Genomic DNA, 24,935 nt, shown 5'->3' on the forward strand with positions numbered 1-24,935 from the left:
CCCGGGAGTGATGGCGTGAGACGCGAATCGGGCCGCAATCGCGAGGATTGCGGCCCGATTCGGGTGCTTTGCCGGGTTCAGAGACCCAGGTATTCCTTCAACTCGTACGGCGTCACCTGAGCGCGGTAGCCCGCCCATTCGCGACGCTTGTTGCGCAGGAAGAAGTCGAAGACGTGCTCGCCCAGGGTCTCGGCGACCAGCTCGGACTTCTCCATCGCCTTGAGCGCCTCGTCCAGGGACGCGGGCAGCTCGCGGAAGCCCATCGCGCGTCGCTCGGCCGACGTCAGCGACCACACGTCGTCCTCGGCCTCCGGCGGCAGCGTGTAGCCCTTCTCGATACCGCGCAGACCCGCGGCCAGCAGCACCGCGAAGGCCAGGTACGGGTTGCAGGCGCTGTCAGGGCTGCGGATCTCGACGCGACGCGAGGCCGACTTGTTCGGGGTGTACATCGGGACGCGCACCAGCGCAGACCGATTCGAACGACCCCAGGAGGCGGCGGTCGGGGCCTCGCCGCCGTGGATGAGGCGCTTGTAGGAGTTCACCCACTGGTTGGTGATCGCGGAGATCTCGTGCGCGTGCTCGAGGATGCCCGCGATGAACGCGCGCGCGGTCTCGGACAGGTTGTCCGGGTCGTCCGGGTCGGCGAAGGCGTTCTGCTCGCCCTCGAACAGCGACATGTGGGTGTGCATGGCCGAACCCGGGTGGTCGGCGAACGGCTTGGGCATGAAGCTCGCGCGCACGCCCTCGTCGATGGCCACTTCCTTGATCAGGTAGCGGAAGGTCATGACGTTGTCGGCCATGGACAGCGCGTCGGCGTAGCGCAGGTCGATCTCTTGCTGGCCGGGCGCGCCCTCGTGGTGGCTGAACTCCACCGAGATGCCCATGGACTCCAGCGAGTCGATGGCGTGGCGGCGGAAGTTGGGGGCCTCGTCGTGCACGGCCTGGTCGAAGAAGCCGCCATTATCGGCCGGGATCGGCGCGGTGCCGTCGTGCGGGCCCGGCTTGAGCAGGAAGAACTCGATCTCGGGGTGCACGTAGCAGCTGAAGCCCAGATCGGCGGCCTTGTTCAGCTGGCGGCGCAGCACGTGCCGGGGATCGGCCCAGGACGGCGAGCCGTCGGGCATGGCGATGTCGCAGAACATGCGCGCCGAGTGCTGGTGGCCCTTCGAGGTGGACCACGGCAGCACCTGGAAGGTGGACGGATCCGGCTTGGCCACCATGTCCGCCTCGGAGACCCGGGCAAACCCCTCGATGGCCGAACCGTCGAAGCCGATACCCTCCTCGAACGCACCCTCGAGCTCGGCGGGCGCGATCGCCACGGACTTGAGATATCCCAGGACATCGGTGAACCAGAGACGCACGAAACGGATGTCCCGCTCTTCGAGCGTCCGGAGCACGAATTCCTTCTGACGGTCCATGACCGCGAGCGTAGGGTCCCGGAGTTAAATCCGTGTTACATACGCCGACAGATTCAACTCTCGGAACTGTCAGCGGTGACGACCCCGAACCGCGCGGAGATTCCAGCGCGCGACCCGGGCATCAGCGATCAGCAGGTGAGGCCGTGGGCGGGCTGCTTCAGGTCCACGAGATAGTCGATGACCGGGTCGTCGACGCATTTCACACCGGACAGCGACACCGTGTGGCGTGTCCCGTTGAAGGTGATGAGCGAGGCGCCGAGCTGCTGGGCCAGGTTCACGCCCGCCTGGTAGGGGGTCGCCGGGTCCTCGGTCGTGGAGATCACCACGACCTTGGGCAGGTTCGGGATCGAGATCTTGTGCGGGGTGCTGGTACTGGGGACCGGCCAGATGGCGCACAGTTCCAGCGGCGCGGCATCGCTGCCGTGCCCGTCGTCGAGGAAGGGCGCGACGCGGCGGTAGTCGGCGTCCTGCTTGGCGGCGACGGCGCGATCCGAGACGGCCGGGTCGTCCACGCAGCGGATGGAGTTGAAGGCGTCGGCGCTGTTGTCGTAGGTGCCGTCGTCGTGGCGGCCGTCGTACATGTCGGCCAGCGCGAGCAGCGTGTCGCCGCTGCCCTGGGCCAGTTCGCGCAGGCCCTTGGTGAGGGCGGGCCACAGGCGGTTGGAGTACAGGGTCTGCTGGACGCCGGTGATGGCGTCGCCGTAGTGCAGGCCGCGACCGTCCTGGGTGGGCACCGGCTTGTCCCACAGCGGGTCGACGAGGACGCGGAACTTCTTGGTGGCCTGACCCGGGTCGTCGCCGAGCGGGCAGTTGGTCTTCTCCTTGGCCGCGCAGTCCGCGGCGTAGGCGTCGAACGCCTTCTGGAAGCTGGCCGCCTGCGCCACCGACTCCTTGACCGGATCCTGTTCCGGATCCAGCGCGCCGTCGAGGACCAGGGCGCGGACCTTGTCGGGGAACTTCTCGGCGTAGGCGTAGCCCAGGCGGGTGCCGTAGGAGTAGCCCACGTAGGTGAGCTTGGGGTCGCCGAGCGCGGCCCGGATCACGTCCATGTCCTGCACGACCTCGCGGGTGCCGACATGGCCGAGGAACTCCTTGCCGGTGCGCTCCACGCACTTGTTGGCGAAGTCCTTGTTCTCCGCCTCGAGCGCGGCGATGCCGGCGGGCGAGTTGTCCCGGTTCGGCTCGGCGCGCTGGGCGTCGTTCTCGGCGTCGGTGCGGCATTTGATCGCGGGCTGCGACGCGCCGATACCGCGCGGATCGAAGCCGACCCGGTCGAAGCGCTCGGCCAGCGCGGTGCTGTCACCGAGGGTGACCATACTGAGGCCGGTCACACCCGGACCGCCGGGGTTGAACAGCAGCGAACCGATCTTGTTGCCGTTCGCCTTGACCCGCGAGATGGCGATCTCGGCGGTGGCCCCGCCGGGATTGGCGTAGTCGACCGGCACGGTCACCCGGGCGCACTCGGCGTCGCGCGGCATCTGGTCTTCGCTGTACTCGCGGCAGCTGCCCCAGTTCAGGGTCTGGCTGTAGAAGGTTTCCATCCCCACCGGTGCCGACGCGGTGGGATTGCCGTCCACCACGCTGGTGCACGCAGCCGCGGTCATCGCCAACGCCGTCGCCATGAGCACGACCCGGCCGGTTCGCATCAACGCCATCCCACGATCGTGCCATGTCACGGTTTGGGCGATGGTGGAGGTTCGGTGCCGGTCCTGTCCGGTACGTGGGTGTTCGCACGGAAAGTCCCCAGGCCGCTCTCAGAAACCGCATGCTTAATGGGAGAGAACCGGGGGGGCTCTACGTACGAGGGGATGCCATGTCCGTGCAACCACTTTCGCCGAATCGGTCCACCACCCGCTCGTCCCGCCCCCGCGCGCCGCGTATCGCCGCGGCGGCGGTGGTCGCGCTGACCGCCACGCTGGGACTGGTCGCGTGCGGGCCCTCGACCCTGCCGGCTACGCCGATCGCGGAATCGCCGGGCGGGGTGACGAAGAGCCAGCCCATCGACTTCACCACCGCGCCAGCCGATCTCGACGCGGCCGCGCGAAATGTGGTGCCGGGCATCGTGGATATCGACACCGAGCTGGGGCTGCAGAACGGCGAGGGCGCGGGCACCGGCATCGTGCTCGGCTCGGACGGCCTCGTGCTCACCAACAATCACGTGGTGGAGGGCGCGACCAGGATCTCGGCCACCGATCTCGGGAACGGGCAGACCTACGAGGCCACCGTGGTCGGATTCGATCGCAGCGAGGACATGGCCGTCATCAAACTGAGCGGGGCGTCCGGACTGCAGACCGCGCCGCTCGGCGACTCCGACAAGGTGACGGTCGGCGACCCCGTGGTCGGTGTCGGCAATGCCGGCGGCCGCGGCGAGCCCACTCCCGCCCAGGGCACGGTGACCGCGCTGAACCGGTCCATCACCGCCAGCGACGACGCCACCGGCAGCTCCGAGCAGCTGACCGGCCTGATCCAGGTGGCCGCGAATATCGAGCCCGGCGATTCCGGCGGCCCGCTGGTCGACGCGACCGGCAAGGTGATCGGCATGGACACGGCCGCGTCCAAGGGGTTCCGGTTCAGCATCGGCGGCGGCCAGGGCTTCGCCATCCCGATCAACAAGGCCGTCGGGGTGGCCGAGCAGATCCAGGCGGGCCAGGGCTCGGACCGCATCCACATCGGCGACACCGCGTTCATCGGCGTCTCGGTGACCTCCGCCGGGGGCGGCGCGCAGATCCGGGGCGTGGTGCGGGGCGGGCCCGCTGATCAGCTCGGGCTGGCCGCCCACGACGTCATCACCGGCCTCGACGACCACACCATCACCACGGCCACCGACCTCACCGCGACCATGGACCTGCGGCATCCGGGCGACACCGTCACCTTGAAGTGGACCGACACGACCGGGCAGGACCGGTCCGCGCGCGTCCAGCTGGCGAAGGGACCGGTCGGCTGAGATGTGAGGAATTGCATCTCTGGGGTGAGCGGCCGCAATGGCAGACTGAGGACGTCAGAACAACCCGGGGACCCGGCACGGGCCTCGAGGAACGACGAAAGGGACGATGATGTCCGTATCCGATGCGGAAACCCCTGTGTACGGTTCGGCGCCGACTACCCCCGCAAAGCGGAAGACGCGAGTGCAGCACCTGCAGCAGATGAAGCAGGCGGGCGAGCGCTGGTCCATGCTCACCGCCTACGACTACTCCACCGCTCGACTCTTCGAGGAGGCCGGGATTCCGGTCCTCCTGGTCGGCGACTCGGCCGCGAATGTGGTGTACGGCTACGACACCACCGTGGCGATCACCGTCGACGAACTGATCCCGCTGGTCCGCGGCGTCGTGAAGGGCGCTCCGCACGCGCTGGTCGTGGCCGACCTGCCGTTCGGCAGCTACGAGTCCTCCCCCGAGCAGGCGCTGGCCACGGCCGTGCGGTTCATGAAGGAGACCGGGGCGCACGCGGTGAAGCTGGAGGGCGGCGAGCGTGTCGCCGACACCATCCACACGCTGACCGCCGCCGGCATCCCGGTGATGGCGCACATCGGGTTCACCCCGCAGAGCGTCAACACGCTGGGCGGATTCCGGGTGCAGGGCCGCGGCGACGGGGCCGAGCAGCTCATCGCCGACGCCATCGCGGTGCAGGAGGCCGGCGCCTTCTCCGTCGTGATGGAGATGGTGCCAGCGGAACTGGCCGGGCAGGTCACCCGCAAGCTGACCATTCCGACCGTCGGCATCGGCGCGGGCGCGGAATGCGATGCGCAGGTGCTGGTCTGGCAGGACATGGTGGGCTACACCGGCGGCAAGACCGCCAAGTTCGTCAAGCAGTTCGCGGATGTGGGCGGGCAATTGCGCACCGCCGCAGCCACTTACGCCGACGAGGTGCGGCGCGGGGTGTTCCCCGGCCCGGAGCACAGCTACTGAGCGGTCCGGTCGCACAGTGAACGACAACGCCCCCGCGATGATCGCGGGGGCGTTTCGCTGCGCGGCGGGCCAATTCTTCGCTGCACGGTCGGCCGACACGGTGACGCAGTAGGCCGATGCCGGGACGCGGCAGCCGAGGTCACCCGCCGACGCGTTCCATAGCCACCGGCTATCCATCGGCCTTCCGGCCCTGTCTTCTCGGTCCACACCTCTGTTTTGATGGCAGACTCGAAAGCCAACGAGCTGGAACGACCAAAGGGAATTCATGGATCGTGGAACGAGTCGCTGGATCCGCCGTACCTCGCTGCTGAGCGCGGCGTTGGCCGCCGTCGCGCTGACCGCGGCGTGCGGGGACAACACCTCCACCGGGTCGTCGCAGCCCAAGGGCTCCGGCTCGCCGCTCACCTCGGCGCCGTCGACCGCGCCGAGCACCGGTGCGGCGTTGAACATTTCCGATGACCTGGCCAAGCAGATCTGCGACATGCTGCGCCCGCAGCTGTCGGACTGGCGGGTGCAGGGGCCGACGCTGGGCAAGATCGCGTTCAACGCGACCGTGCTGCAGTGGGCGACCCAGAACGGCTTCCTGTTGCAACTGCCGGGCGATCGCGGCGTGGTCGACCGGGTCACCACCAAGAGCTGTTCCGACGTCCGTGATCAGACGCTGTCGGCGCTGGAGATCCCGAACATGGCCGCGGGGCTGGTGGCGGGCTGATGCGCACCCTGTACCCGGCGATCGAGCCCTACGAGCAGGGCAAGCTGGACGTCGGCGACGGTCAGTCGCTCTATTACGAGGTGAGCGGCAATCCGGACGGCAAGCCCGCCGTCTTCCTGCACGGCGGACCGGGCGGCGGCACCGCGCCCTACCACCGGCAGTTCTTCGATCCCGAGGCGTACCGGATCGTGCTGTTCGATCAGCGCGGGTGCGGGCGGTCGACGCCGCACATCGCCGACGGGGCGAGCCTCGAGCACAACACCACCTGGGATCTGGTCGCCGATATCGAAAGGCTGCGAACGCATCTGGGCATCGAGCGGTGGCTGGTGTTCGGCGGATCGTGGGGTTCGACGCTGGCGCTGAGCTACGCCCAGACCCACCCGGACCGCGTCACCGAGCTGGTGCTGCGCGGCATATTCCTGTTGCGGCGCAAGGAAATCGATTGGTACTACAATGGCTCCGCGGGGTACGTGTACCCCGACGAGTGGGAGAAGTTCCTGGCGCCGGTGCCGGAAGCCGACCGCGGGCATGACCTCGTCGAGGTCTATCACCGCCTGCTGCACTCCCCCGATGCCGCTCTCGCCACCGACGCGGCCGTCGCGTGGTCCACCTGGGAGGGTGCCACGAGTTCCCTGCTGCCCCAGCCGGATCGGGTCGCCGAGACCGCCGATCCGCGCTTCGCGCTGGCCTTCGCCCGCATCGAGAACCACTACTTCGTCAACCATGGCTTCCTCGACGAGGGACAGCTGCTGCGCGACATCGACCGCATCGCCCACATTCCCGGCGTCATCGTGCAAGGCCGCTACGACGTCGTCTGCCCGGCCACCAGCGCCTGGGATCTGCATCGGGCCTGGCCCGGATCGGAACTGCGCATCGTGGCCGACGCCGGCCACGCGGCCCTCGAACCCGGCATCACCCACCACCTGGTGGAAGCCACCGACAAGTACAGGATGTAGATGAGCACCACAGCCGGTCCCGCCTTGGTCGACGCAGTAACCGCCGATGTGGACCGGCTGTGTACGGCCGAACCCGATGTGCGCCAGGACCTTCCGGACTCGGTGCACAAGATGCGGGTGGCCACCCGGCGGCTGCGGAGCGTGCTGAAGTCCTACCGCCGGGTGTTGCGCCGCAAGGCCGTCGGCCAGATCACCGACGAGCTGCGCTGGCTGGGCGGACTGCTCGGCGTCGCCCGAGACGCCGAAGTCCGCGCCGAACGCTTCGCGGCCCTGCTGGGCGATGACACGGACAGCGATAGCCCGCCGTCCCACCAGGCTGACGAGACCTCCTCTCCCCCCAGGAATTTCGGCCACCGCCTGGTCGCGGAGGAACGGCAGATCTACGCCGACGCGCACCGCGAGGTGGTCCACGCGTTCGACGGCGACCGCTACACCGCCTTGCTCGGCACCCTGCATGGCCTGATCACCGACCCACCCATGAAGCATTCCCACGCGGACGAACCCGCCGAGCGGGTCTTCACCAAGGTGCTGCGCCGCGACCTGCGCGCGCTACGCCACCTCGTCCACTCCGAACACGGCCTCTCCGGCCCCGAACGCATCGAGCGCCTCCACGACATCCGCAAGGCCGCCAAGCGATTACGCTACTCCGCCGAAGCCGCCACCACCGTCCTCGGCAAACCCGCCGAAGACCTCGGCAAGAAAGCCAAACACCTCCAAGGCGTCCTAGGCGACCACCGCGACGCCATCGAAGCCCTCCTCACCATCCGCACCCACGTCGCCGACACCACCGACCCCGCCTACCAACACCTCTGCGACGCCGAGGAAGCCGCCGCCGCCAAGGCCCTCGAGGAATACCCGGACGCCATCGACTTCGTCCACCGCCACCCGCTGAGCTGACGCACGGTCCTAGGCCCTGTCCTCAAAGTCGGTGTGGCGGACCTGTGTTGATGGTTTGATTCGTGGCCGTGGTGCGAATGTTCAGATAGGTGACGACGGGTTCGAGACACTGCGGGGACGGGCGATCGAGCTGCTCGACCTGCACCGAGCTGCCTTCGTGCCACCATCGAGTCAGCCCATGCGGGCGCGTTAGCCGGCGTCAGATTCTCCGAGCCGCCAATCCTGTTCCGGCTCACTCAATCTGATGTCCCCTGCTAACGGCCCGGTACGTTGTGTTGATGACCGTTGCTCTGTATTCGGCCGAACAGGTGGCTGCCATTCTCGGATTGCATGTGCGTACCGTGCGCGGATACGTTCGAGACGGCCGTCTGCCGGCCGTGCGGATGGGCAAGCAGTACCGAATCAGCGAACGGGACTTGCGTGCCTTCACCGGCGTGGTACCCGACGAACCGATCAGTACCCCGCACGTGCACGTTTCGTCTGTCGTGCACATCGACGACGTCGACCGTCTCGCGATGGACCGGATCACCGCACATCTCGCCGCGACCGCGATCGGCGACTCGAGCGTCCCAGTACAGATCAACGTCCACTGGACCTACGACGAATCTGCTTGCCGCCTTACCATCTTCGTCGTCGGCGACCCAGAATCCGCGGCAGCCGTGATCAGACTGATCGGCACCTCGACGCGCGCGGGTCGGGAAGTGAGCGCCGAGGTTTGCCGCTGCCAATCTGGTCGGCATGCCGTCGAGCACAGGTGATCGTCAGCACCTTCGGCACTGGACAGCCCTCGTGAGAGTTGCCGGGCGGCAACCGGTTTCCGCGTAGCCTGGCAGGTTTCCGCAGCGGCACATCGCATCCCATAATCGACACCGTGTTCGCCCTCGGCGACATCGTCGCAGCCACCGCTATCCACATGGGCAAGATCGTCGCCACCGTCTGACACCGACCTGGCAAGCCCTCCGAGAAAGCGGGGAAACCTCAGGTGGGCTATGCCCGTCTTCCGCATGGCCTGCCCAGCCCAGGATGGACGCGACGGCCGACTACCTCTGTGATCGTGGAGTACAGCGATGCCACGACATCGGCCGTGCGTGCTTGACCTTGTCACTGTGTAAAGGCATTGAATGGCTGTCGGAGGTGGTCCCCATCAACTCGACACACAGGAACCCACACACTATGCGACTGTTCGAGGCATTGGCCGCTGCGAACTCATCGACCCGGCTCGAGGCGGCTCTGGCAGCCGGCACGCATCCCGAGCCCTTCTTCGTCGATGCACTCGTAGAGCGGTGCGCGATCGAGCCGGACTTCTTCGTGCGCGACATGCTCACCTGGGCGCTGACCCGCCTCCCGCGCGAGATCACCGTTCCCGCGCTACGGGCGGAGCTCTATTCCGAACACGCGCAAGCCCGCAGCCAAGCGTTGCACACGCTGTCCAAGATCGGGGATCCGAATACCTGGTCAGCGATTACGTATTCGATGCTGCACGATGCCGACGACGAGGTCGCGCGGAGTGCATGGCGCGCTGCGGTCGTTCTCGTGCCTGACGAGGAGGAGGTGAAGGAGGGGCTGGCCGCGGAACTGGCCGCGCAATTCGGCCGAGGTGACCGCGAGGTACGGCTGAGTCTGAGCCGCGCTCTCGTTGCACTCGGCGAGGTGGTCGAGCCGGTCCTGCAGGCGGCGATGACAAGTCATGACCCGACGATGCGGGCGCACGCGAGCGCCACGCAGCGGCTCCTGAGTGACCCGGATGCCGGATTCGACCTCGCTATCGGTGAGGCGAGACGGGTCGTCGCACTCGGTCCGGATCGGAAGGAGACAACGGCGTGCTGATCGGCGACGTGGCGCGCTTCTCGGGAGTGAGCGCCCGGATGCTCAGGCACTACGACTCCCTCGGGCTGGTACGACCGACAGGCCGCACCGTGAGTGGCTACAGGGAATACTCACCCGACGATATCCGGCGGATCTTCCATGTGGAGGGGTTGCGGTCGCTGGGACTGTCCCTGCGCCAAATCGGACAGGCTCTCGACGATCCTGGATTCAGCCCGTCCATACTGGTCGGTGACCTCATTCGAAGGACCGAAGCACGACTGAACCGGGAGCAAGAACTCCTCGAGCGGCTCCGTACCGTAGATGCCGCCGATCCAGGCGGCTGGCAAGACGTCCTACGCATAGTCGAGCTCTTGCACGGACTCCGTTCGCACAGTGCCGCCCGGCGACAGCAGGCCGTCCTCGCCCCCGCCGAGGACGTGCCGGTGCCTACCGAACTGCTGGCCGAGGCGATCCTGACCGAATCCGATCCGAACGTTGCCGGGGCCCTGCGGTGGGCACTCGCCCGGGCCAACGGCGACGGCGTGGCGAGCATGGCGTTCGGCCTGGGCTCGGAAGACGTCGAAGTCCGGCGGCGCGCGGTCCTGGCGCTCGCCGAGCTATCGGGCGACGAAGCGACCACGATCCTTACGGACGCGCTCGGGGACGCCGACGCCACGGTCCGCAGACATGCTGCTCTCGCACTCGGTGCGCGGGGCGTGGCCCGGGCTGTGCCGGCACTGGTCGATACAGTGGTCAAGGGGCCGAACGATGTCGAGGCGGCCGAGCTCTTGGGAGCATTGGCACAGGACGCGAAGTGGGCGGACCTGATCATGAGTGCGCTGGCAGACGAACTCACCGCGCACACGGCGGACTCGGCGGTACGGGTGCGGCTGACCCAGGCGCTCGCCGAGATGCCGGGGGCCATCGCGCTGGACATCTTGCGACAACTGGCCCACGACGAAGACCGCGTCGTGGGCCTCGTCGCCTCGGCCCTCATCAGAAGGCTCGAAGAAGAGCCGGATCAGGAAAACTGAGACACGCCGATCGGGGTAATGAACATCGCGTCGGGCTAACAGCATCTCCATTTCCGGTACGAGCTCGCCGATACGGATCCGACAATGGGGCACTCGCACACGCCCACGGCCAACTCCGCACCGCCCGCCTCAGCACCGAGGACACGTGTCCGAAGACACCCGTCCACGACACGAAAGCACAGCTCAACACGGATATTAGGCCACCGGCGCCGAGATAACGGCGGCGATCGTCGACCGACTGACCTTACCCTGTGCAGCCCGCCGAGCACCCGGGCGATCCACTGCGCCAATGGGCGCGGCTGGGACTGTTGCTGCTCGAGACGCTCCCTGACACATCAGTAACCCCAGCTATCGGGTCTACGGGCACGCGCCCCGAAACTGTGATACTGACTCCCGTCCAGATCGAAACAGATGGAGTCCCAAATGAATTCGAAGAAGTTCCTCGGCACCGTGGCCGTCATGGCCGGCCTCTGCACCCCCGCTGCCCTCCTCGCCGCCCCCGCCCAAGCCGAGCCACTGCCGGTCACCGCCGCACAGCCCGTCGACACCACCGGATCTTCGAACGGCTCGTATTCTGCCGCGAACCACCTGGTCTGCCTCCTCTTTCACACCAGCCTCAACGGCTCCGTGGGGATCGCGTCCTGTTGACCCGCTAGCTCGAGCTTTGAGCCTTGGGGTTGTGCTGTGCGCTGGCCGCGTACTCCTGGTTGATCATGGCCGAAGCCCTTGGTGGACGATTTATCCTGCGAGAGAACGAATCTAAGGAACCAAGGGCTTCGGTGAATAGTGACCGACCGACCTTGGCCATTTGACCTCGCTTCGTCAATCGGCGGGTCGACTTCGTCGAGGCGGACCGGGACGGTTTTGCCGTCGGGTGGGCGAACCGTTCGCACCCGCGAAACGCGGTCAGAGCGAATCGATCTCGGTGAGATCGATCTCCAGCTCGAATGGAACGGTCAGCCGGAGCCGATCATGGTGGATTCCGGTGAGCGCGTAGGTATTCGTGGCCGGGTCGAGCTCATAGACATAGACAACCGGTCGCCCGTCCGCGTTCTCCACGCGCCAGAAATGCGGTATTCCAGCCTTCGCGTAGAGCTGCGGTTTGCGTTCCCGATCCCGTGTTCGAGACTCGGGGGATACGACCTCGACAGCCAGCAGGACATCATCAGCCTGGTACGTCGTCAGCGCGGGACCGCCCGCGCGATCGGCACGCACAGCGATGACATCCGGTTCGGGTCGCTGGTTGCGGTCCAGCGTCACCGTCATCTCGCGTCGAACTCGAACGGTGGGGGGCGCGCAACGCCGCAACGCCGTTTCGAACATGCTGACTGCCAGCGCGTGAAACTGGGCTTGCGGGCTCACGAAGACGAGACTCCCGTCGATCAGCTCGGTGTGCGGCGGCAGATCGGGCAGGCGATCCAGATCCTCTGCCACGAAGCCGCCCGGCGGCGGGCGCAGCCACTGCGGAAACGGTTCGACGGTCATGGCGTCGAGTATGGCATCGAAAGCGCGGGTCCAGCGGCGTAACTGAAGGTGACCGTGCGGGTCACGGGGTCGGCCTCGGCGAGGCGGACCTGGACGTTCTCGCCTTCTGGCGGGGCGCCGGTGCATTTGGCCAGGACGGGTGGGTCGGCGATGAAGATCTCGGCGGGGCGGGTGCCGTTGGCCTCGCGGAGCACGACGGCGTCGAAGTCGGTGTGCAGGCGCGGGGACAGGACGGTGGCCTCGGTGAGGTCCAGGCAGGCGCGGTCGACCTTCCCGGCCAGGGCGTCGGTACGGCGCATGGTGTCGACAGCGGCGGCGAGCTCGTCGAAGACCCAGTGCGGGACTTCGGTTTTCGCGCAGTAGGCCAGGCAGATCTCGGTGGCGTAGCGGTCGGCCAGGCGCCGCAGCGGAGCGGTCACGTGAGCATAGGTCCCGGCGATCGCGCTGTGCCGCAGGGCTTCCGGGTCCTGACCGTTCAGAATCGTGTAGGACGCGCCGCGCAGCAGACTGATGGCCTCCGACATGAGCACCAGGGCGGCGGAAGTATTGCAGTCCAGACCGGCCAGCATGCGACCCACCGACTCGTCCGGCGGCCAGGCCACTCCGACCGCCGCGGCGGTGCGCCGCATGGACTCGATGGCGGCGGGCGGAGCCGGGGGCATGGTCCGCAGCAAACCCGGGAGCGCGGGTTTGCCGGAGCCGTTCGAGTTATGTCCATCGAGCATGATTCTGGCCGCGCACATACCGGTCAGGAGGGAGACCTGTTCGTTCCAATCGTCCGCGGCGGTGCGCGGTTCGATGGCGAGTTGCCAGTGATCGACTCCGGATTGCGCACCGTCGCGCACCACGGTCTGGGCGGGCAATCGCAGCGTGATCGCGCCGCGTTCGATGCCGGCGGCGATGCGCAGCCGCCCGAAGTCGGGCAGCGCGGCGATCGACGGGTGCAGGCGGCCGTTGTCGGCGTCGGCCTGCACGCCCTGATAGTCGAGGCGGGCGCGGGAGCGGACCAGCGCGCGGGTCACCGAGAACCGCACCGGTACGGCGTGCGCGTCGCATTCGATGGTCCACAGCGCGGCCGGGCGGTCGACGTCGGGCAGCAGGCTGGCGAGGCCCTCGCTCAGCACCGGCGGGTGCAGCGGGACGGTGCCGTCGGGGAAGTAGAAGGTCTGGCCGCGGGCCAGGGACGCGCGGGCCAGTGGCCCGCCGGGGACGACCACCGCGGCCACGTCGGCGATGGCGTAGAAGAGGAGGAATCCGCCGCTCGGGGTGCGCTCCAGGCAGACCGCCTGGTCCAGATCCATGGCACCCGGGGGATCGATGGTGACCAGCGGAATCTCCCGCCGGTCGGCTCGGGCGCCCGCGAACGCGTCGACCGCGTCGCGGGCCTCCGAGACGGCCTCGGGCGGGTAGTCCGAGGCCAGTCCGAACTCGGTTCGGACGGCGCCGAAGTCCACCGGCGCCGACACGATCCGTTGATGCAGTTCCACTGCGGAGACTGGCCCTACTGCAGGGCCAGCATCGTGCCGTTCAGCTCGTTGAACGGACCGTACACGGTGAACACCACGCGGCCGCCCGGGTACTGCGACGACAGCAACGCGGCCGAGTCCAGGGCTTCCCCGAACGACGCGGCCGACGGATGCGGCAGGCCGGCGATGACCTGTCCGAAGTGGTTCTGCGCCACCCACTGCGTGTCCGCCGCGGTGAGATCCACCTGAATTCCGCCCGGCAGCGGCGTCACGGCCACCGCGGAGGCAGAACCGGCACCCAGCACAGCGGAGGCGGCAGCGGCGAGAAGCGCCCCCACTGCCAGTTTGCGAGCAATTCGCATCGAGACGAGACCTGCTTTCCGACGATTGTCGAGCCCTTGTTCCGTCGCGGACCGCTACGGAACTTTCCAACGCGCAACACTTTATGACGTCGATCACGTTCGATGCCAGTTCAAGGCGGATAACCCGCCCGACACGCCGAGCCGCGCCGGTAGACACCGTGTGGCGCGCCGCAATTCTTATCCAACCGGATGGTCTGCGCAGGGAAACGGGCGAGCGGCGTCGATCACGCCGCCCGCCTGTTTTCCCGCGGCCGCACTGCTCGCCGCGCGGACCGCCTACCTACCGCGCAGTCCGCTCGGGAACTTGGCACTGAAGAGTTTGAATCCATACGCGATGGCGAACAGCACCACGATGGCCGCCGGTTGAACGACACCAGCCATGACTCACTCCCTCATCTCTTGCGACGCGCCGGGCTCCTCCGGCGCGGTCTCGCCCGGCATCCGGCCGCTGCGTTCGAGGAAACGCAGCAACTCCACCGGGAACGGCAACACCAGGGTCGAATTCTTCTCCGCCGCAACCTGAACCACGGTCTCCAGGAATCGCAGCTGCAACGCGGCAGGGGCGTCGGACATATTGGCGGCGGCCTGGGCCAGCTTCTGCGACGCCTGCAATTCGCCCTCGGCGGAGATGACGCGGGCGCGGCGTTCGCGTTCGGCCTCGGCCTGGCGAGACATGGAGCGCTTCAACGCATCCGGCAGCGCCACATCCTTGATCTCGACGCGGTCGATGTGCACGCCCCAGTTCACGGCCGGGGAATCGATCATCAATTCCAGGCCCTTGTTGAGCTGCTCGCGATTCGACAGCAGATCATCGAGCTCGCTCTTGCCGATGATCGAACGCAACGAGGTCTGCGCGACCTGCGCGACCGCGAACAGATAGTCCTGCACCTCGACCAGCGCGCGCATGGGATCGATGACCCGGAAGTAGACGACGGCGTCGACGCGCACGGTCACGTTGTCGCGCGTGATCCCCTCCTGCGCGGGCACCGGCATGGTGACGACGCGCACCGAGATCTTCGACATCTTGTCCACGCCGGGGATCAGCAACCGCAACCCGGGCTCGCGCACCGCCCGCACCCGCCCGAGCCGGAACACCACGCCCCGCTCGTACTGCGTGACAATCCGCACCCCGGCCGCCAGCCCCATACCGGCGATCACCACGAAAGCGGCGAGCCACCCCATCAACAGATACAGAACATCCATTGTTTGCTCCGCGAAACGATTTCGCGCCATCGGAAATCCGACGGTGTGCCTTCCATCATGGCACCACGCCACCGGGCCCGCCGACGAGATAACAACCCCGCAACATTCACCGCCCCGCAGCGAAGCGGAGGGGCGGAAAATGCGGGCGGACGAGTCGGTCTGTAAGCCGGATCCTGTCCCCCCGGTGTTTCCACCGGGGTGGCGACCATCCATCTGGACACACCGTTGCCGGGTGCCTCGAGCGGTCCACCCGCAGGTTCGGGCGAGCAGCCCTCGAACACCTGCGCAGCCGCACTCTCGCGAGTGCGGCCTTCGACCTTGCTCCGGGCGGGGTTTACCTAGCCGCGCCGGTCACCCGGCGCGCTGGTGCGCTCTTACCGCACCGTTTCACCCTTACCGGCGGTGCACTTCTCGCGAAGTGCGGCCCGCCGGCGGTTTGTTTTCTGTGGCACTGTCCCGCGGGTTGCCCCGGGTTGCCGTTAACAACCGCCCTGCTCTCCGGAGTCCGGACTTTCCTCGGCGACAGGCTGCGGCACACGCGTTGCCCGTTCCTCTCGCCGCGGCCGCCCGACCGACTCGTCCGCGGCCACCAGGGTACGGTAGGGCGTCATGGAGCGTGTCGAGGTGGGGTTCCCTTCGGGTGTCGAACAGTGCGCCGGTTGGCTGTATCTCCCGGATGGACCGCCGCGTCCGCGCCCGCTGGTGGTCATGGGACACGGGCTGGGGGCGGACCGGGAAATGGGGTTGGACCGGTACGCGCGCCGTTTCGCGTCGGTGGGAATCGCGGCTCTGGCCTTCGACTATCGGCATTTCGGGGCCAGTGGGGGCGAGCCCCGGCAGGTGATCAATATCGCGCGGCAGCGTGCGGACTGGCATGCGGCGATCGCGTTCGCGCGCACGATTCGCGGGATCGATGCGACGCGAATCGCGTTGTGGGGCAGTTCTTTCGGCGGCGGGCATGTACTCGCCGTCGCTCCCGACGACCATTACATCGCGGCGGTGGTGGCGCAGTGCCCGTTCACCAGCGGCTGGTCCTCGGCGCTGGCGAAGGGACCGTTCAGTCTGATCAAGACCGGGACGCTGGCGGTGACGGATCAGGTGGTGGGGCCGATCATTCGGCGTCCGATCACCGCGCGGCTGGCGGGCAAGAAGCACTCCGCGGCATTGATGAGCGCGGCCGACGTGCCCGCCGGATTCGGGCGGCTCGCCGAGGAGAGCGCGCAGTACCGGCCGAAGGTGGCGGCGCGGATCGGGCTGTCGACGCTGTTCGACAATCCGACGCGGCATGTCAAGGACATCAAAGCGCCTGTGCTGTACGCGATCTGCGACAACGACTCGGTGGCCCCGGCGGGCCCCACCGTGAAGGCGGCCGAGCGGACCAAGCACGCCACCGTGAAGCATTATCCGATCGGCCATTTCGACATCTACTTCGACGACTGGTTCGAGAAGGCCGTCTACGACCAGACCGAGTTCCTGATGGCGACCCTGCGTCCGTGAACCGAACCCCCTGCGGTGCAAGGGGTTACCGGTCTCCTCAGAGATACGACGTGTCGTTGACCAGGCGCACCGACGAGCCGCCGTCCGGATAGAACTCCGCGATCGACAGCGACGCCAGATCCAGGTGCAACCGGTACAACAGCGACGGACCCACCCCGAGCGCCAGTTGCAGCAGCGTCTTGATCGGCGTGACATGGCTGACCACAAGCACATTCGCGCCCGGATACAACGCCACCAGATCCCGCCGCACCGACTCGACGCGCTCTCGCACCTGATCGAAGCTCTCACCGCCGGGCGCGGGGACCGACGGATCGCCCAGCCACTGCCCGTGCAGCTCCGGATCCTGGTCCCGCGCTTCCAGGAACGTCATACCCTCCCAGGCCCCGAAGTCGGTCTCGGTCAACCCTTCCAGCTCCCGCACCGGCAGCCCGAGCGCCTTCCCGGCCGCCTCCGCGGTCTTCTGCGCCCGGCCCAACGGCGAGCACACGATGGCCTCGATCCCGCCCTTGCGCGCGAGCATGGCCGCCGCGTTCGCGGCCTGCTGCCGGCCGAGCTCGGTCAGCGGCGGATTGCCGCGGCCCGAATACCGGCGCTCCACCGACAATTCCGTCTGCCCGTGCCGGAGCAGCAGCAGCCGGGTCGGCCGCCCGATCGCCGCGGTCCAGCCGGGTGCGGGCGTGGCGACGGATGCGGGACTGTCCACGATACCGCCCGCCACCGCGGCGGCCACCTGCCCCAGCGTGCCCTGGCCGCTACCGGAATCACGTTCGGCCGCCGTCGAATTCGATGCGCCGGATCCGAGTTCGGCCGGTCGGCCGAGCGCCTGACCCGACTCCCGCAGCGCCGTGCGGACCTCGGCGACGGTGTCGGCGTCGTCCATGGCCTCGTTGGCGAGCCGGTCCGCGTGCGAGTTCTCGTTGCGCGGTATCCACGCGAAGCTCACCCGATCGAACCCGGCCACCAGCCGCCGCGCCCGATCAGCGAGCGGAATCATGGCCTCGTGCTTGACCTTCCAGCGCCCGGACATCTGCTCGACGACCAACTTGGAGTCCATGCGCACGGACACCTCCCGCGCACCCAGCTCGGCGGCGGCCTCCAGACCCGCGATGAGCCCCCGGTATTCGGCGACATTGTTGGTGGCGACCCCGAGGAACTCCTTGCGCTCAGCCAGGACGCGCGCACGATCCGCGTCCCAGACCACCGCGCCGTACCCGGCGGGGCCCGGATTGCCGCGCGAGCCGCCGTCCGCCTCCACGATCACCATGTCCACCAACGCTGTTCACCTTCCGTGCAGGTCCGAGAATCCGCCGGCGGGTCACGCCACCGTGGCGTCGAGGTCCGCGCGGGCCAGGCGGCGATACTGTCGCGTCGCCGTGCTGGTTCGCGGTATTCGGGCTGTCGTGTCGTGTGCCGGTCCACGGCGGACGGCACGGGTGCCGCGCGCCGAGGGGCGCGGGGCGGTCGGGTCAGAGCCCGGAGTGCTTGGTGCGCACCAGGATCGCGCCGCATTCGGGGCAGCGGACCACGACGTCGGGGGCGGTCTGGGAGATGCGGGAGATCTCGCCGCGGTCCAGTTCGATGCGGCAGGCGCCGCAGCGGCGGGCCTGGAGCAGGGCCGCGCCGACGCCGTAGGTGGTGCGCTGCTTGTCGTAGACGGCGATCAGGTCGGCGGGGAAGGACCGGGTCAGGGCTTCGCGGTCGGAGTCGCAGCGCTGCTGGGCGACGGTGAGGTCGGCCAGGGCGCTGTCGCGCAGGCGTTCGGCGTCGACCAGTTCGGCCTCGGCCTGGTCCAGGTTGGCCCCGGCGTGGGCGTGCGCGGCGGCGGCGGCCTCGCGGCGCTCCATCACCTCGATCTCGTCGTCCTCGAGGACCTTGCGGCGACGTTCCAGGCTGGTCAGCTCATGCTGCAGTTCGGAGAGCTGCTTGGCCCCGACCGACCCGGCGGTGAGCAGGCCGCGGTCGCGTTCCTCGCGCTTGCGGACGGCCTCGATCTCGCCTTCCAGCTTGCGGATGTCGCGGTCGAGGTCGTCGATCAGGATCTCGGCCTTCACCGCCTCGTCCTTGCGGGTGGTGCGCTCCGCGGCCAGCCGATCCACTTCCTGCTGCTCGGGCAGCACCTTGCGGCGATGCTCGATCCGCGTCAGCTCGGCGTCGACGGCGGCGAGGTCGAGCAGCTTGGCCTGGATCGATGGTTCAGCATTCAACGCGAAGGTCTCCTGGACGCTATGGACGAATTCAAGACTCCCACCGTACCCGCCCAGCGGGGTCTGAATCGCCAAGCCTGCCTCGAGCAGGACAAACGATCATCCCGACCGGGCCGGGCCGGAAATTCACCGGATCGGCCTTGTCGGCGGCGTCGCACCCGGCTGCGCTCAGCAGTCCGACGCGCCCAGGGTCCAGGGGTCGGTGCGGAGGGTGGAGACGCGGGTCTCGAGGCCGGGCAGGGCGTGGCGGACCACACCTTCGGCCTGGCCGCACCAGGGGAACTCGGTGGCCCAGTGGGCGGCGTCGATCAGGGCCGGGCCGCCCGCGCGCAGGTGTTCGTCGGCGGGGTGGTGGCGCAGGTCGGAGGTGACGTAGGCGTCCACGCCGAGGCGGGAGACCTTACCCAGGAAGGAATCTCCCGCGCCGCCGCAGACGGCGACAGTGCGGATGATCCGGTCCGGGTCACCGGCGGCGCGCACGCCCCAGGTGGTGGCGGGCAAAGCGGCGCGCACGCGAGCGGTGAACTCGCGCAGGGTTTCCGGGGCGGGCAGCTCGCCGACCCGGCCGATGCCCAGGCCGGACGGCAGATCGGCGCGTTCGGTGACGTGATAGGCGGGTTCCTCGTAGGGGTGGGCCTCGCGCAGGGCGGCCAGGATCGCGGCCCGGCGCGACGGCGGGGCCACCACCTCGAGGCGATCCTCGGACACCTCGTGCAGCTCGCCGACCACGCCCAGGGCCGGGTTGGCGCCCTCGAGGGGCCGAAACTGGCCGGTGCCCGCGACCGTCCAGGCGGCGTCGGAGTAGGCGCCGATCCGGCCCGCGCCCGCCGCGAACAGGGCGTCCAGCACGGCGTCACGGTGCGTGACCGGCACCTGCACCACCCACTTGTCCAGGGCGGTCAGCGGTTTCGGATCGAGCGGGCCGGTGACGGTGAGCCCGATCGCCGCCGCGAGCGCGTCCGAGACGCCCGGATCGGCGGAGTCGGCATTGGTGTGGGCGCTGAACAGCGCGCAGCCGGAGCGGATGAGCCGGTGCAGCAACGCGCCTTTCGGGGTGTCGGCCGCGACCGTGTCCACCCCGCGCAGCAGCAGCGGGTGGTGCACGACCAGCGCCTGCGCGCCCCACTCGATGGCCTCGTCCACGACCCCGGCCGTGGCGTCGACCGCGAACAGCACCCGCGAGACCGAGTCGCGCGGGTCACCGCACACCAAGCCCACCGAATCCCAGGACTCGGCCAGTCCGGGCGGGTACGCCGCTTCCAGCGCCGCGATGAGATCCGACAGCCGCACCGTCGTCACAACCGAACCTCCTGCTCGATCCTGCCTGCCACGATCACACACCCACGTCGCGGATGGCCGCGACGAGCCGGTCCACCGCCTCCGCCGGCCGCACCGCGACCCGCAGGAAACCCGTTTCCAGCCCGGGGAACGTATCACCGCGGCGCACCGCGATCCCCTTGTCCGCGAGCTGCTTTCGCAACAGTTCCGCATCCGGCACCCGGATCAGCAGGAACGGCCCGGCCGCGGGCTCGTGCACCTCGACGCCCAGTTCCCGCAGCCGTGGGATCATGGCGGCCCGATCAACGGCGATGTGCTCGGCCATCCGCCGCGCCTGCGCGACCGCGGCCGGTTCGCTCGCCGCCGCGATGGCTTCCAGCTGCAAGGTGCCCAGCGGCCAGTGCGCACGGCCGTGATTCAACCGCGCCAGCACCTCCGGCGCGCCGAGCGCGTACCCGCAGCGCAGTCCGGCCAGCGCCCACGTCTTGGTGAGGCTCCGGAACACCAGCACATCCGGATGACTCTCCCCGGCAAGGGATTCCGACTCACCGGGCACCGCGTCGGCGAACGCCTCGTCCACCACCACGATGCGCCCCGGCCGCCGCAGCGCCCGAATGCTGTCCGCCGAGTGCAGAACGGAGGTCGGGTTCGTGGGATTGCCCACCACCACCAGATCCGCGTCCTCCGGCACCACGACACCGTCGAGCGAGTACGGCGGCTCCAGCAGCACCCGCGCGACCGGCGCCCCGGCCTCGCGCAGCGCCAGCTCCGGCTCGGTGAACGACGGATGGATCACCGCGGCCAGCCGTGACACCAGCCGCGGCAGCATCGCGAACCCCTCGGCCACCCCGGCCAGCAACAGCACCTCGTCGGCCGAGCGCCCGTGCCGCGCGGCCACCGCCGCCCGCGCCGCCCGCTCGTCCGCCTCCCCCGGATACCGGCCCAGCTCCGCCAGCCGTCCCGCCAGCCGCTCCCGCAGCCATTCCGGGGGCGCGCTGCCCTGAACGTTCACCGCGAAATCCACCATGCCCGGCCGCGCGTCCACGTCCCCGTGGTGCCGCAGCCTGGCATGGTCGAAATCCTGGAACTCGGTGTCGTCCGGCACAGCCGTCCACCCTACGTGGCCGCCGTCCGCGCCTACCGGCCAGAATGGCTGTCGTGGGCGACCTGCATGTGACGTTTATCTGCACCGGCAATATCTGCCGGTCCCCGATGGCCGAGAAGATCTTCGCCGCGCATCTCGAGCGCGCGGGATTGGCGGATCGGGTGCGGGTGAGCAGTGCCGGGACCGGCAGCTGGCATGTCGGGGACGAGGCCGACTACCGGACCGATCGGGAGCTGAGCGCGCACGGCTATCCGACCGGGCACAGTGCGGCGGTGATCGGGGGCGACCACCGCGACGCCGATCTGGTGGTGGCGCTCGACACCGGGCACGAGCGGGACCTGGCCCGGATGGGGGTGCCGTCGGATCGGCGGCGGCTGCTGCGCAGTTTCGACCCGGGCGCGGACGGTCACTCGGTGCCGGACCCGTACTACGGCGACCAGTCCGATTTCGCGGTGGTGCGCGAACAGATCGAGGCGGCCGTGCCGGGGATGCTGGACTGGGTGCGCGAACAGCTCGGCGAGGAACCGCGGGCCGGAGGCCGGGACGCATGAGTTCACTGCTGCGTCGCCTCACCTTCCTGCTGCGCCCGAGCTGGCTGATCCTGGCCGTGGTGGTGGCCGGCTTCGCCTACCTGTGCTTCACCGTGCTCGCGCCCTGGCAGCTGGGCAAGAACACCCGCACCTCCGAACGCAACGACCGCATCGCCGCCTCGGTGCACGCCGACCCGGTGGACATCGCCGGGCTGCTGTCGGGCGACGGCAAGAACACCGAATGGCGGCGTGTCACCGCCGATGGCAGCTACGTCCCGGACTCGACGGTCCTGGTGCGCCTGCGCCACCTCGACGGGCAGCCCGCCTACACCGTGCTCGCCGGGTTCCGGCTCGACGACGGCCGCACCCTGCTGGTCGACCGCGGCCAGATCGCGGCCGCGCAGGGCGGCACCCGCCCGCCCGCCATCGCCGACCCGCCCACCGGGCCGCAGCACCTCGAGGCCCGCATCCGCGCCTCCGAGGGCGTCATCGAGAAGAAGCCGCCGACCACCGAGGACGGCTTCCGGCAGGTGTACACGACCGACACCCAGCAGGAAGCGACCGTCCTCGGGTTGCCGCTGACGCCCATCCCGACCGACGGCCTCGGCGGGTATCTGCAACTCGACGCGGGCCAGCCCGGAGCGTTCACCCCCGACGCCCTCCCCCAGCTCGACGCCGGCCCGTACCTGTCCTACGGCCTGCAATGGCTGGCCTTCGGCGTCATGGCGCCGCTGGGTCTCGGCTACTTCGTGTGGGCCGAGATCCGCGCTCGCCGCCGCGAGAAGTCCGAGGCCGCCAAGTCGACGGACGCCGAGACCCCGGCGACCGAAGCCGCGACGCGGGCGGCCGAATCACCCGCTCCGGCAACCAAGTCGAAGCCCAACGACCCGGCCCCCGAACCCGCGCGCACCACGAACGAGGCCCGCATCGCCGACCGCTACGGCAACCGGCGTTGAGGGCGACCGCTACGGCGGCCGGACTGCTCCTCGGGTTCGGCCTGGACCGGCTGCTGGGCGATCCCCGGCGCGGACATCCGGTGGCCGGGTTCGGTTCGGCGGCAATGCGGGTCGAACAGGTCACGTATCGAGACGACCGGGCCGCGGGAGTCGTGCACGAAGTCGTGCTGGTCGGGACCGTCACGGGACTCGGAATCGGGTTGGGACGCGCCGTCTCCGGACGGATCGGGGCGAAACACCGCACCTCGCGGCCGCGTTCGAACGGGATCGTTCGGACGCTCGGCGAGGTGGCGCTCACCGCCGCCGCGACCTGGACCGTGCTGGGCGGGACGACCCTCGCCAAGACCGGGCGGGACATGGCCGATCGCCTCGAGTCCGGCGATATCGAGGGCGCGCGGGCTTTGCTGCCGTCGTTGTGCGGCCGCGATCCCGAGGTGCTCGACGCGGACGGGCTGGCGCGCGCGGCGCTCGAATCGATCGCGGAGAACACCTCGGACGCGACTGTCGCGCCACTGTTCTGGGGCGCGGTGGCGGGCGTTCCCGGACTGCTGGCCTACCGGGCAGTCAATACCCTCGACGCGATGGTCGGCTATCGCAACGAGCGCTACGAGCGGTTCGGTTGGGCCGCCGCGCGAACCGATGATGTCGCCAATCTCGCGCCCGCCCGGGTGAGCGGCCTGCTCACGACCGCCCTCGCGCCGGTGATCGGGGGCCGTCCCGCCGCCGCCTGGCGGGCCTGGCGTCGCGATGCGGACAAGCATCCGAGCCCGAATGCCGGTGTGGCGGAGGCCTCCATGGCGGGCGCGCTGGGCGTGACGCTCGGCGGCCGCACCGAGTACCGGCACGGCATCGAGATGCGGCCCACCCTCGGTGACGGTCCGGTCCCCCGGGTTCCCGATCTGCGGCGTGCGGTCCGGCTGTCCGAGGCCGTTCAGGTCGCGACGGCGGTCCTCGCCGCCACGGCCGTCTGTCTGCGGCGACGCTGACCCGTCACCGCGAATTCGCGAACCGTCCGGTCGCCTTCGCTAGATTTTCCAGGGGAATGTCACAGCCCGGCGATCTGTCTCGTCGGTGCTGTGAGCGGTCCGCCCCATCGGGCGGGCGTGAGCGAAGGCGAGGGTTGCGATGAGTGGTGACGGACGGAACGGGCCCGATCAGGCCGAGCTGGCGCGGCAGTTCGAGGAGCATCGCGGCTATCTGCGGCGGGTCGCGTACAGCACGCTCGGCAGTCTCAGCGACGCCGACGACGTGGTGCAGGAGGCGTGGCTGCGGCTGGTCCGGTACTACGAGACCAGCCCGGAGGACGCGCGGATCGAGAATCTGCGTGCCTGGCTGACCACCGTCACCGGGCGGCTCGCCCTCGACTATCTGGGATCGGCGCGGGCGCGGCGCGAACAGTATGTGGGCGAATGGCTTCCGGAGCCCGAGGTCACCACCTGGGACGACCCGGCCGACCGCATCTCCCAGGACGAGCGGGTCACCACCGCCCTGCTGGTGGTGCTGGAATCGCTGTCGCCCGCCGAACGGACCGCGTTCGTGCTGCAGGACGTCTTCGGCATGACCGGCCCCGAGGTGGCCGAAGTCGTGGGCCGCACCCCGGCCGCGGTGCGCCAATTGGCTTCGCGCGCCCGCAAACACGTGGAGAACGGCACCCCCCGCTTCCCCGCCAGCGCCGACGAGCACGAGAAGGTGGTGTCGGCGTTCGCGGTGGCGTGGCGTTCCGGCGACCTGAGCGCACTGCTGGGCGTGCTCGACACCAATGTCACCTTCACCTCCGACGGCGGCGGCAAGGTGCAGGCGTTCCTGCACCCGATGCACGGCGCGGACAAGGTCGCCGCGACGCTGCTCGGGTTCCTGGCGTCCGCGTCGAAGATCGGCGGCGCGTGGGGTCGGCCGGTGCTGGTCAACGGCCGTCCCGGCCTGGTGGTGTTCGACGGCAGGAACACCGGGGTCTTCTCGTTCACCATCGACGAGGGCCGGATCACCAAGATCGACGTGGTGCGCAACCCGGACAAGCTGCGCGACCTCCCGGCCGACGGCGCGGGACCGGACTGGGCGCTGGGCTCGTCCGAGTCCTGAGCGACGGACACCGCGGGCCCGCAACCGGATTCACCCGGTCGC

Annotated in this window: 24 protein-coding genes and 1 other RNA gene; 14 read left to right on the forward strand and 11 right to left on the reverse strand. The window is 69.1% G+C overall.

Annotation, left to right across the window (positions count from 1 at the left end; genetic code table 11):
- Nucleotides 1-77 precede the first annotated feature (77 nt).
- Together ACFV4K_RS18970 and ACFV4K_RS18975 are read right to left on the reverse strand one after the other, a co-directional pair.
- Nucleotides 78-1,418 carry a glutamine synthetase family protein gene (locus tag ACFV4K_RS18970; RefSeq protein WP_213560277.1) on the reverse strand — a complete coding sequence of 447 codons (1,341 nt, stop codon included), beginning with the start codon at nt 1,416-1,418 and terminating at the stop codon, nt 78-80.
- 128 nt (nt 1,419-1,546) lie between these two features.
- Nucleotides 1,547-3,073: an alpha/beta hydrolase gene (locus ACFV4K_RS18975; protein WP_379276391.1), complete on the reverse strand. Its 1,527-nt coding sequence runs from the start codon at nt 3,071-3,073 to the stop codon at nt 1,547-1,549.
- Nucleotides 3,074-3,231: 158 nt separating this feature from the next.
- Here ACFV4K_RS18975 and ACFV4K_RS18980 point away from each other — a divergent pair, with 158 nt between their 5' ends.
- The 9 genes from ACFV4K_RS18980 (at nt 3,232) to ACFV4K_RS19020 (ending at nt 11,376) form a co-directional block, all read left to right on the forward strand.
- A complete protein-coding gene (locus tag ACFV4K_RS18980; RefSeq protein WP_379276392.1) occupies nt 3,232-4,362 on the forward strand; it encodes a S1C family serine protease in 1,131 nt (376 codons plus the stop codon).
- Between the two features lie 109 nt (nt 4,363-4,471).
- Nucleotides 4,472-5,323: a 3-methyl-2-oxobutanoate hydroxymethyltransferase gene (panB, locus tag ACFV4K_RS18985; protein ID WP_379276393.1), complete on the forward strand. Its 852-nt coding sequence runs from the start codon at nt 4,472-4,474 to the stop codon at nt 5,321-5,323.
- Between the two features lie 265 nt (nt 5,324-5,588).
- Nucleotides 5,589-6,035, forward strand: a complete 447-nt coding sequence (locus tag ACFV4K_RS18990; RefSeq protein ID WP_379276394.1) for a hypothetical protein — start codon at nt 5,589-5,591, stop codon at nt 6,033-6,035.
- The gene (gene pip / locus ACFV4K_RS18995; protein ID WP_379276395.1) at nt 6,035-6,991 is read left to right on the forward strand and encodes a prolyl aminopeptidase; all 957 of its coding nucleotides are present in this window, start codon (nt 6,035-6,037) and stop codon (nt 6,989-6,991) included. The genes ACFV4K_RS18990 and pip overlap by 1 nt, the downstream gene beginning before the upstream one ends.
- Entirely contained in the window at nt 6,992-7,888 is an 897-nt protein-coding gene (locus tag ACFV4K_RS19000) for a CHAD domain-containing protein (protein WP_379276396.1), read from the forward strand.
- A 278-nt stretch (nt 7,889-8,166) separates the two neighbouring features.
- Complete coding sequence (locus tag ACFV4K_RS19005; RefSeq protein WP_379276397.1) at nt 8,167-8,646, forward strand: helix-turn-helix domain-containing protein; 480 nt, start codon at nt 8,167-8,169, stop codon at nt 8,644-8,646.
- A 415-nt stretch (nt 8,647-9,061) separates the two neighbouring features.
- Entirely contained in the window at nt 9,062-9,715 is a 654-nt protein-coding gene (locus ACFV4K_RS19010; protein ID WP_379276398.1) for a HEAT repeat domain-containing protein, read from the forward strand.
- A complete protein-coding gene (locus ACFV4K_RS19015) occupies nt 9,709-10,728 on the forward strand; it encodes a HEAT repeat domain-containing protein (RefSeq protein ID WP_379276399.1) in 1,020 nt (339 codons plus the stop codon). Before ACFV4K_RS19010 ends, ACFV4K_RS19015 begins: the two co-directional genes overlap by 7 nt.
- Nucleotides 10,729-11,151: 423 nt before the next feature.
- Nucleotides 11,152-11,376: a hypothetical protein gene (locus ACFV4K_RS19020; RefSeq protein WP_379276400.1), complete on the forward strand. Its 225-nt coding sequence runs from the start codon at nt 11,152-11,154 to the stop codon at nt 11,374-11,376.
- 258 nt (nt 11,377-11,634) lie between these two features.
- On the opposite strand, the gene ACFV4K_RS19025 is transcribed toward ACFV4K_RS19020, so the two are convergent.
- The 5 genes from ACFV4K_RS19025 to rnpB form a co-directional block, all read right to left on the reverse strand.
- Nucleotides 11,635-12,213, reverse strand: a complete 579-nt coding sequence (locus ACFV4K_RS19025; RefSeq protein ID WP_379276401.1) for a Uma2 family endonuclease — start codon at nt 12,211-12,213, stop codon at nt 11,635-11,637.
- On the reverse strand, nt 12,210-13,700 hold the full coding sequence (locus ACFV4K_RS19030) for an RNB domain-containing ribonuclease (RefSeq protein WP_379276403.1): 1,491 nt from the start codon (nt 13,698-13,700) through the stop codon (nt 12,210-12,212). The genes ACFV4K_RS19025 and ACFV4K_RS19030 overlap by 4 nt, the downstream gene beginning before the upstream one ends.
- Nucleotides 13,701-13,714: 14 nt before the next feature.
- Entirely contained in the window at nt 13,715-14,041 is a 327-nt protein-coding gene (locus ACFV4K_RS19035) for a hypothetical protein (protein ID WP_357096850.1), read from the reverse strand.
- Nucleotides 14,042-14,425: 384 nt separating this feature from the next.
- Nucleotides 14,426-15,223, reverse strand: a complete 798-nt coding sequence (locus tag ACFV4K_RS19040) for a slipin family protein (RefSeq protein WP_379276429.1) — start codon at nt 15,221-15,223, stop codon at nt 14,426-14,428.
- 167 nt (nt 15,224-15,390) lie between these two features.
- Nucleotides 15,391-15,823, reverse strand: an RNA gene (rnpB, locus tag ACFV4K_RS19045) — RNase P RNA component class A.
- A 30-nt stretch (nt 15,824-15,853) separates the two neighbouring features.
- Between rnpB and ACFV4K_RS19050 the strand changes: the two genes are divergently transcribed.
- Nucleotides 15,854-16,741, forward strand: a complete 888-nt coding sequence (locus tag ACFV4K_RS19050; RefSeq protein WP_379276405.1) for an alpha/beta hydrolase — start codon at nt 15,854-15,856, stop codon at nt 16,739-16,741.
- A 37-nt stretch (nt 16,742-16,778) separates the two neighbouring features.
- Here ACFV4K_RS19050 and ACFV4K_RS19055 read toward each other — a convergent pair whose 3' ends face one another.
- From ACFV4K_RS19055 to cobC, 4 genes are all read right to left on the reverse strand, one after another.
- Nucleotides 16,779-18,005 (reverse strand): bifunctional RNase H/acid phosphatase, encoded by a 1,227-nt coding sequence (locus ACFV4K_RS19055; protein ID WP_379276431.1) that lies wholly within the window; start codon nt 18,003-18,005, stop codon nt 16,779-16,781.
- Between the two features lie 202 nt (nt 18,006-18,207).
- Nucleotides 18,208-18,945 (reverse strand): zinc ribbon domain-containing protein, encoded by a 738-nt coding sequence (locus tag ACFV4K_RS19060; RefSeq protein ID WP_379276407.1) that lies wholly within the window; start codon nt 18,943-18,945, stop codon nt 18,208-18,210.
- Between the two features lie 168 nt (nt 18,946-19,113).
- Complete coding sequence (locus ACFV4K_RS19065; protein WP_379276409.1) at nt 19,114-20,244, reverse strand: Nif3-like dinuclear metal center hexameric protein; 1,131 nt, start codon at nt 20,242-20,244, stop codon at nt 19,114-19,116.
- Between the two features lie 34 nt (nt 20,245-20,278).
- The gene (gene cobC / locus ACFV4K_RS19070; protein WP_379276411.1) at nt 20,279-21,328 is read right to left on the reverse strand and encodes an Rv2231c family pyridoxal phosphate-dependent protein CobC; all 1,050 of its coding nucleotides are present in this window, start codon (nt 21,326-21,328) and stop codon (nt 20,279-20,281) included.
- A gap of 44 nt (nt 21,329-21,372) precedes the next feature.
- On the opposite strand from cobC, the gene ACFV4K_RS19075 reads away from it, so the two are divergent.
- The 4 genes from ACFV4K_RS19075 to sigJ all read left to right on the forward strand — a co-directional run bounded on the left by ACFV4K_RS19075 (nt 21,373) and on the right by sigJ (nt 24,893).
- Nucleotides 21,373-21,879, forward strand: coding sequence for a low molecular weight protein-tyrosine-phosphatase (locus ACFV4K_RS19075; RefSeq protein WP_379276413.1), 507 nt, complete (start codon nt 21,373-21,375; stop codon nt 21,877-21,879).
- A gap of 8 nt (nt 21,880-21,887) precedes the next feature.
- The gene (locus ACFV4K_RS19080; protein ID WP_379276433.1) at nt 21,888-22,814 is read left to right on the forward strand and encodes an SURF1 family protein; all 927 of its coding nucleotides are present in this window, start codon (nt 21,888-21,890) and stop codon (nt 22,812-22,814) included.
- Nucleotides 22,811-23,800 carry a cobalamin biosynthesis protein gene (locus ACFV4K_RS19085; protein ID WP_379276415.1) on the forward strand — a complete coding sequence of 330 codons (990 nt, stop codon included), beginning with the start codon at nt 22,811-22,813 and terminating at the stop codon, nt 23,798-23,800. The genes ACFV4K_RS19080 and ACFV4K_RS19085 overlap by 4 nt, the downstream gene beginning before the upstream one ends.
- 139 nt (nt 23,801-23,939) lie before the next feature.
- The gene (sigJ, locus tag ACFV4K_RS19090) at nt 23,940-24,893 is read left to right on the forward strand and encodes an RNA polymerase sigma factor SigJ (protein ID WP_379276417.1); all 954 of its coding nucleotides are present in this window, start codon (nt 23,940-23,942) and stop codon (nt 24,891-24,893) included.
- Nucleotides 24,894-24,935 lie beyond the last annotated feature (42 nt).

This window comes from Nocardia sp. NPDC059764, assembly GCF_042732555.1.
GTDB lineage: Bacteria > Actinomycetota > Actinomycetes > Mycobacteriales > Mycobacteriaceae > Nocardia.

What these genes read in the sequence shown, in the direction of transcription:
- ACFV4K_RS18970 (WP_213560277.1), bottom strand. Translation starts at nt 1,418, where the DNA reads ATGGACCGTCAGAAGGAATTCGTGCTCCGGACGCTCGAAGAGCGGGAC.
- ACFV4K_RS18975 (WP_379276391.1), bottom strand. Translation starts at nt 3,073, where the DNA reads ATGGCGTTGATGCGAACCGGCCGGGTCGTGCTCATGGCGACGGCGTTG.
- ACFV4K_RS18980 (WP_379276392.1), top strand. Translation starts at nt 3,232, where the DNA reads ATGTCCGTGCAACCACTTTCGCCGAATCGGTCCACCACCCGCTCGTCC.
- panB (WP_379276393.1), top strand. Translation starts at nt 4,472, where the DNA reads ATGTCCGTATCCGATGCGGAAACCCCTGTGTACGGTTCGGCGCCGACT.
- ACFV4K_RS18990 (WP_379276394.1), top strand. Translation starts at nt 5,589, where the DNA reads ATGGATCGTGGAACGAGTCGCTGGATCCGCCGTACCTCGCTGCTGAGC.
- pip (WP_379276395.1), top strand. Translation starts at nt 6,035, where the DNA reads ATGCGCACCCTGTACCCGGCGATCGAGCCCTACGAGCAGGGCAAGCTG.
- ACFV4K_RS19000 (WP_379276396.1), top strand. Translation starts at nt 6,992, where the DNA reads ATGAGCACCACAGCCGGTCCCGCCTTGGTCGACGCAGTAACCGCCGAT.
- ACFV4K_RS19005 (WP_379276397.1), top strand. Translation starts at nt 8,167, where the DNA reads ATGACCGTTGCTCTGTATTCGGCCGAACAGGTGGCTGCCATTCTCGGA.
- ACFV4K_RS19010 (WP_379276398.1), top strand. Translation starts at nt 9,062, where the DNA reads ATGCGACTGTTCGAGGCATTGGCCGCTGCGAACTCATCGACCCGGCTC.
- ACFV4K_RS19020 (WP_379276400.1), top strand. Translation starts at nt 11,152, where the DNA reads ATGAATTCGAAGAAGTTCCTCGGCACCGTGGCCGTCATGGCCGGCCTC.
- ACFV4K_RS19025 (WP_379276401.1), bottom strand. Translation starts at nt 12,213, where the DNA reads ATGACCGTCGAACCGTTTCCGCAGTGGCTGCGCCCGCCGCCGGGCGGC.
- ACFV4K_RS19035 (WP_357096850.1), bottom strand. Translation starts at nt 14,041, where the DNA reads ATGCGAATTGCTCGCAAACTGGCAGTGGGGGCGCTTCTCGCCGCTGCC.
- ACFV4K_RS19040 (WP_379276429.1), bottom strand. Translation starts at nt 15,223, where the DNA reads ATGGGGTGGCTCGCCGCTTTCGTGGTGATCGCCGGTATGGGGCTGGCG.
- ACFV4K_RS19050 (WP_379276405.1), top strand. Translation starts at nt 15,854, where the DNA reads ATGGAGCGTGTCGAGGTGGGGTTCCCTTCGGGTGTCGAACAGTGCGCC.
- ACFV4K_RS19055 (WP_379276431.1), bottom strand. Translation starts at nt 18,005, where the DNA reads ATGGTGATCGTGGAGGCGGACGGCGGCTCGCGCGGCAATCCGGGCCCC.
- ACFV4K_RS19075 (WP_379276413.1), top strand. Translation starts at nt 21,373, where the DNA reads ATGGCTGTCGTGGGCGACCTGCATGTGACGTTTATCTGCACCGGCAAT.
- sigJ (WP_379276417.1), top strand. Translation starts at nt 23,940, where the DNA reads ATGAGTGGTGACGGACGGAACGGGCCCGATCAGGCCGAGCTGGCGCGG.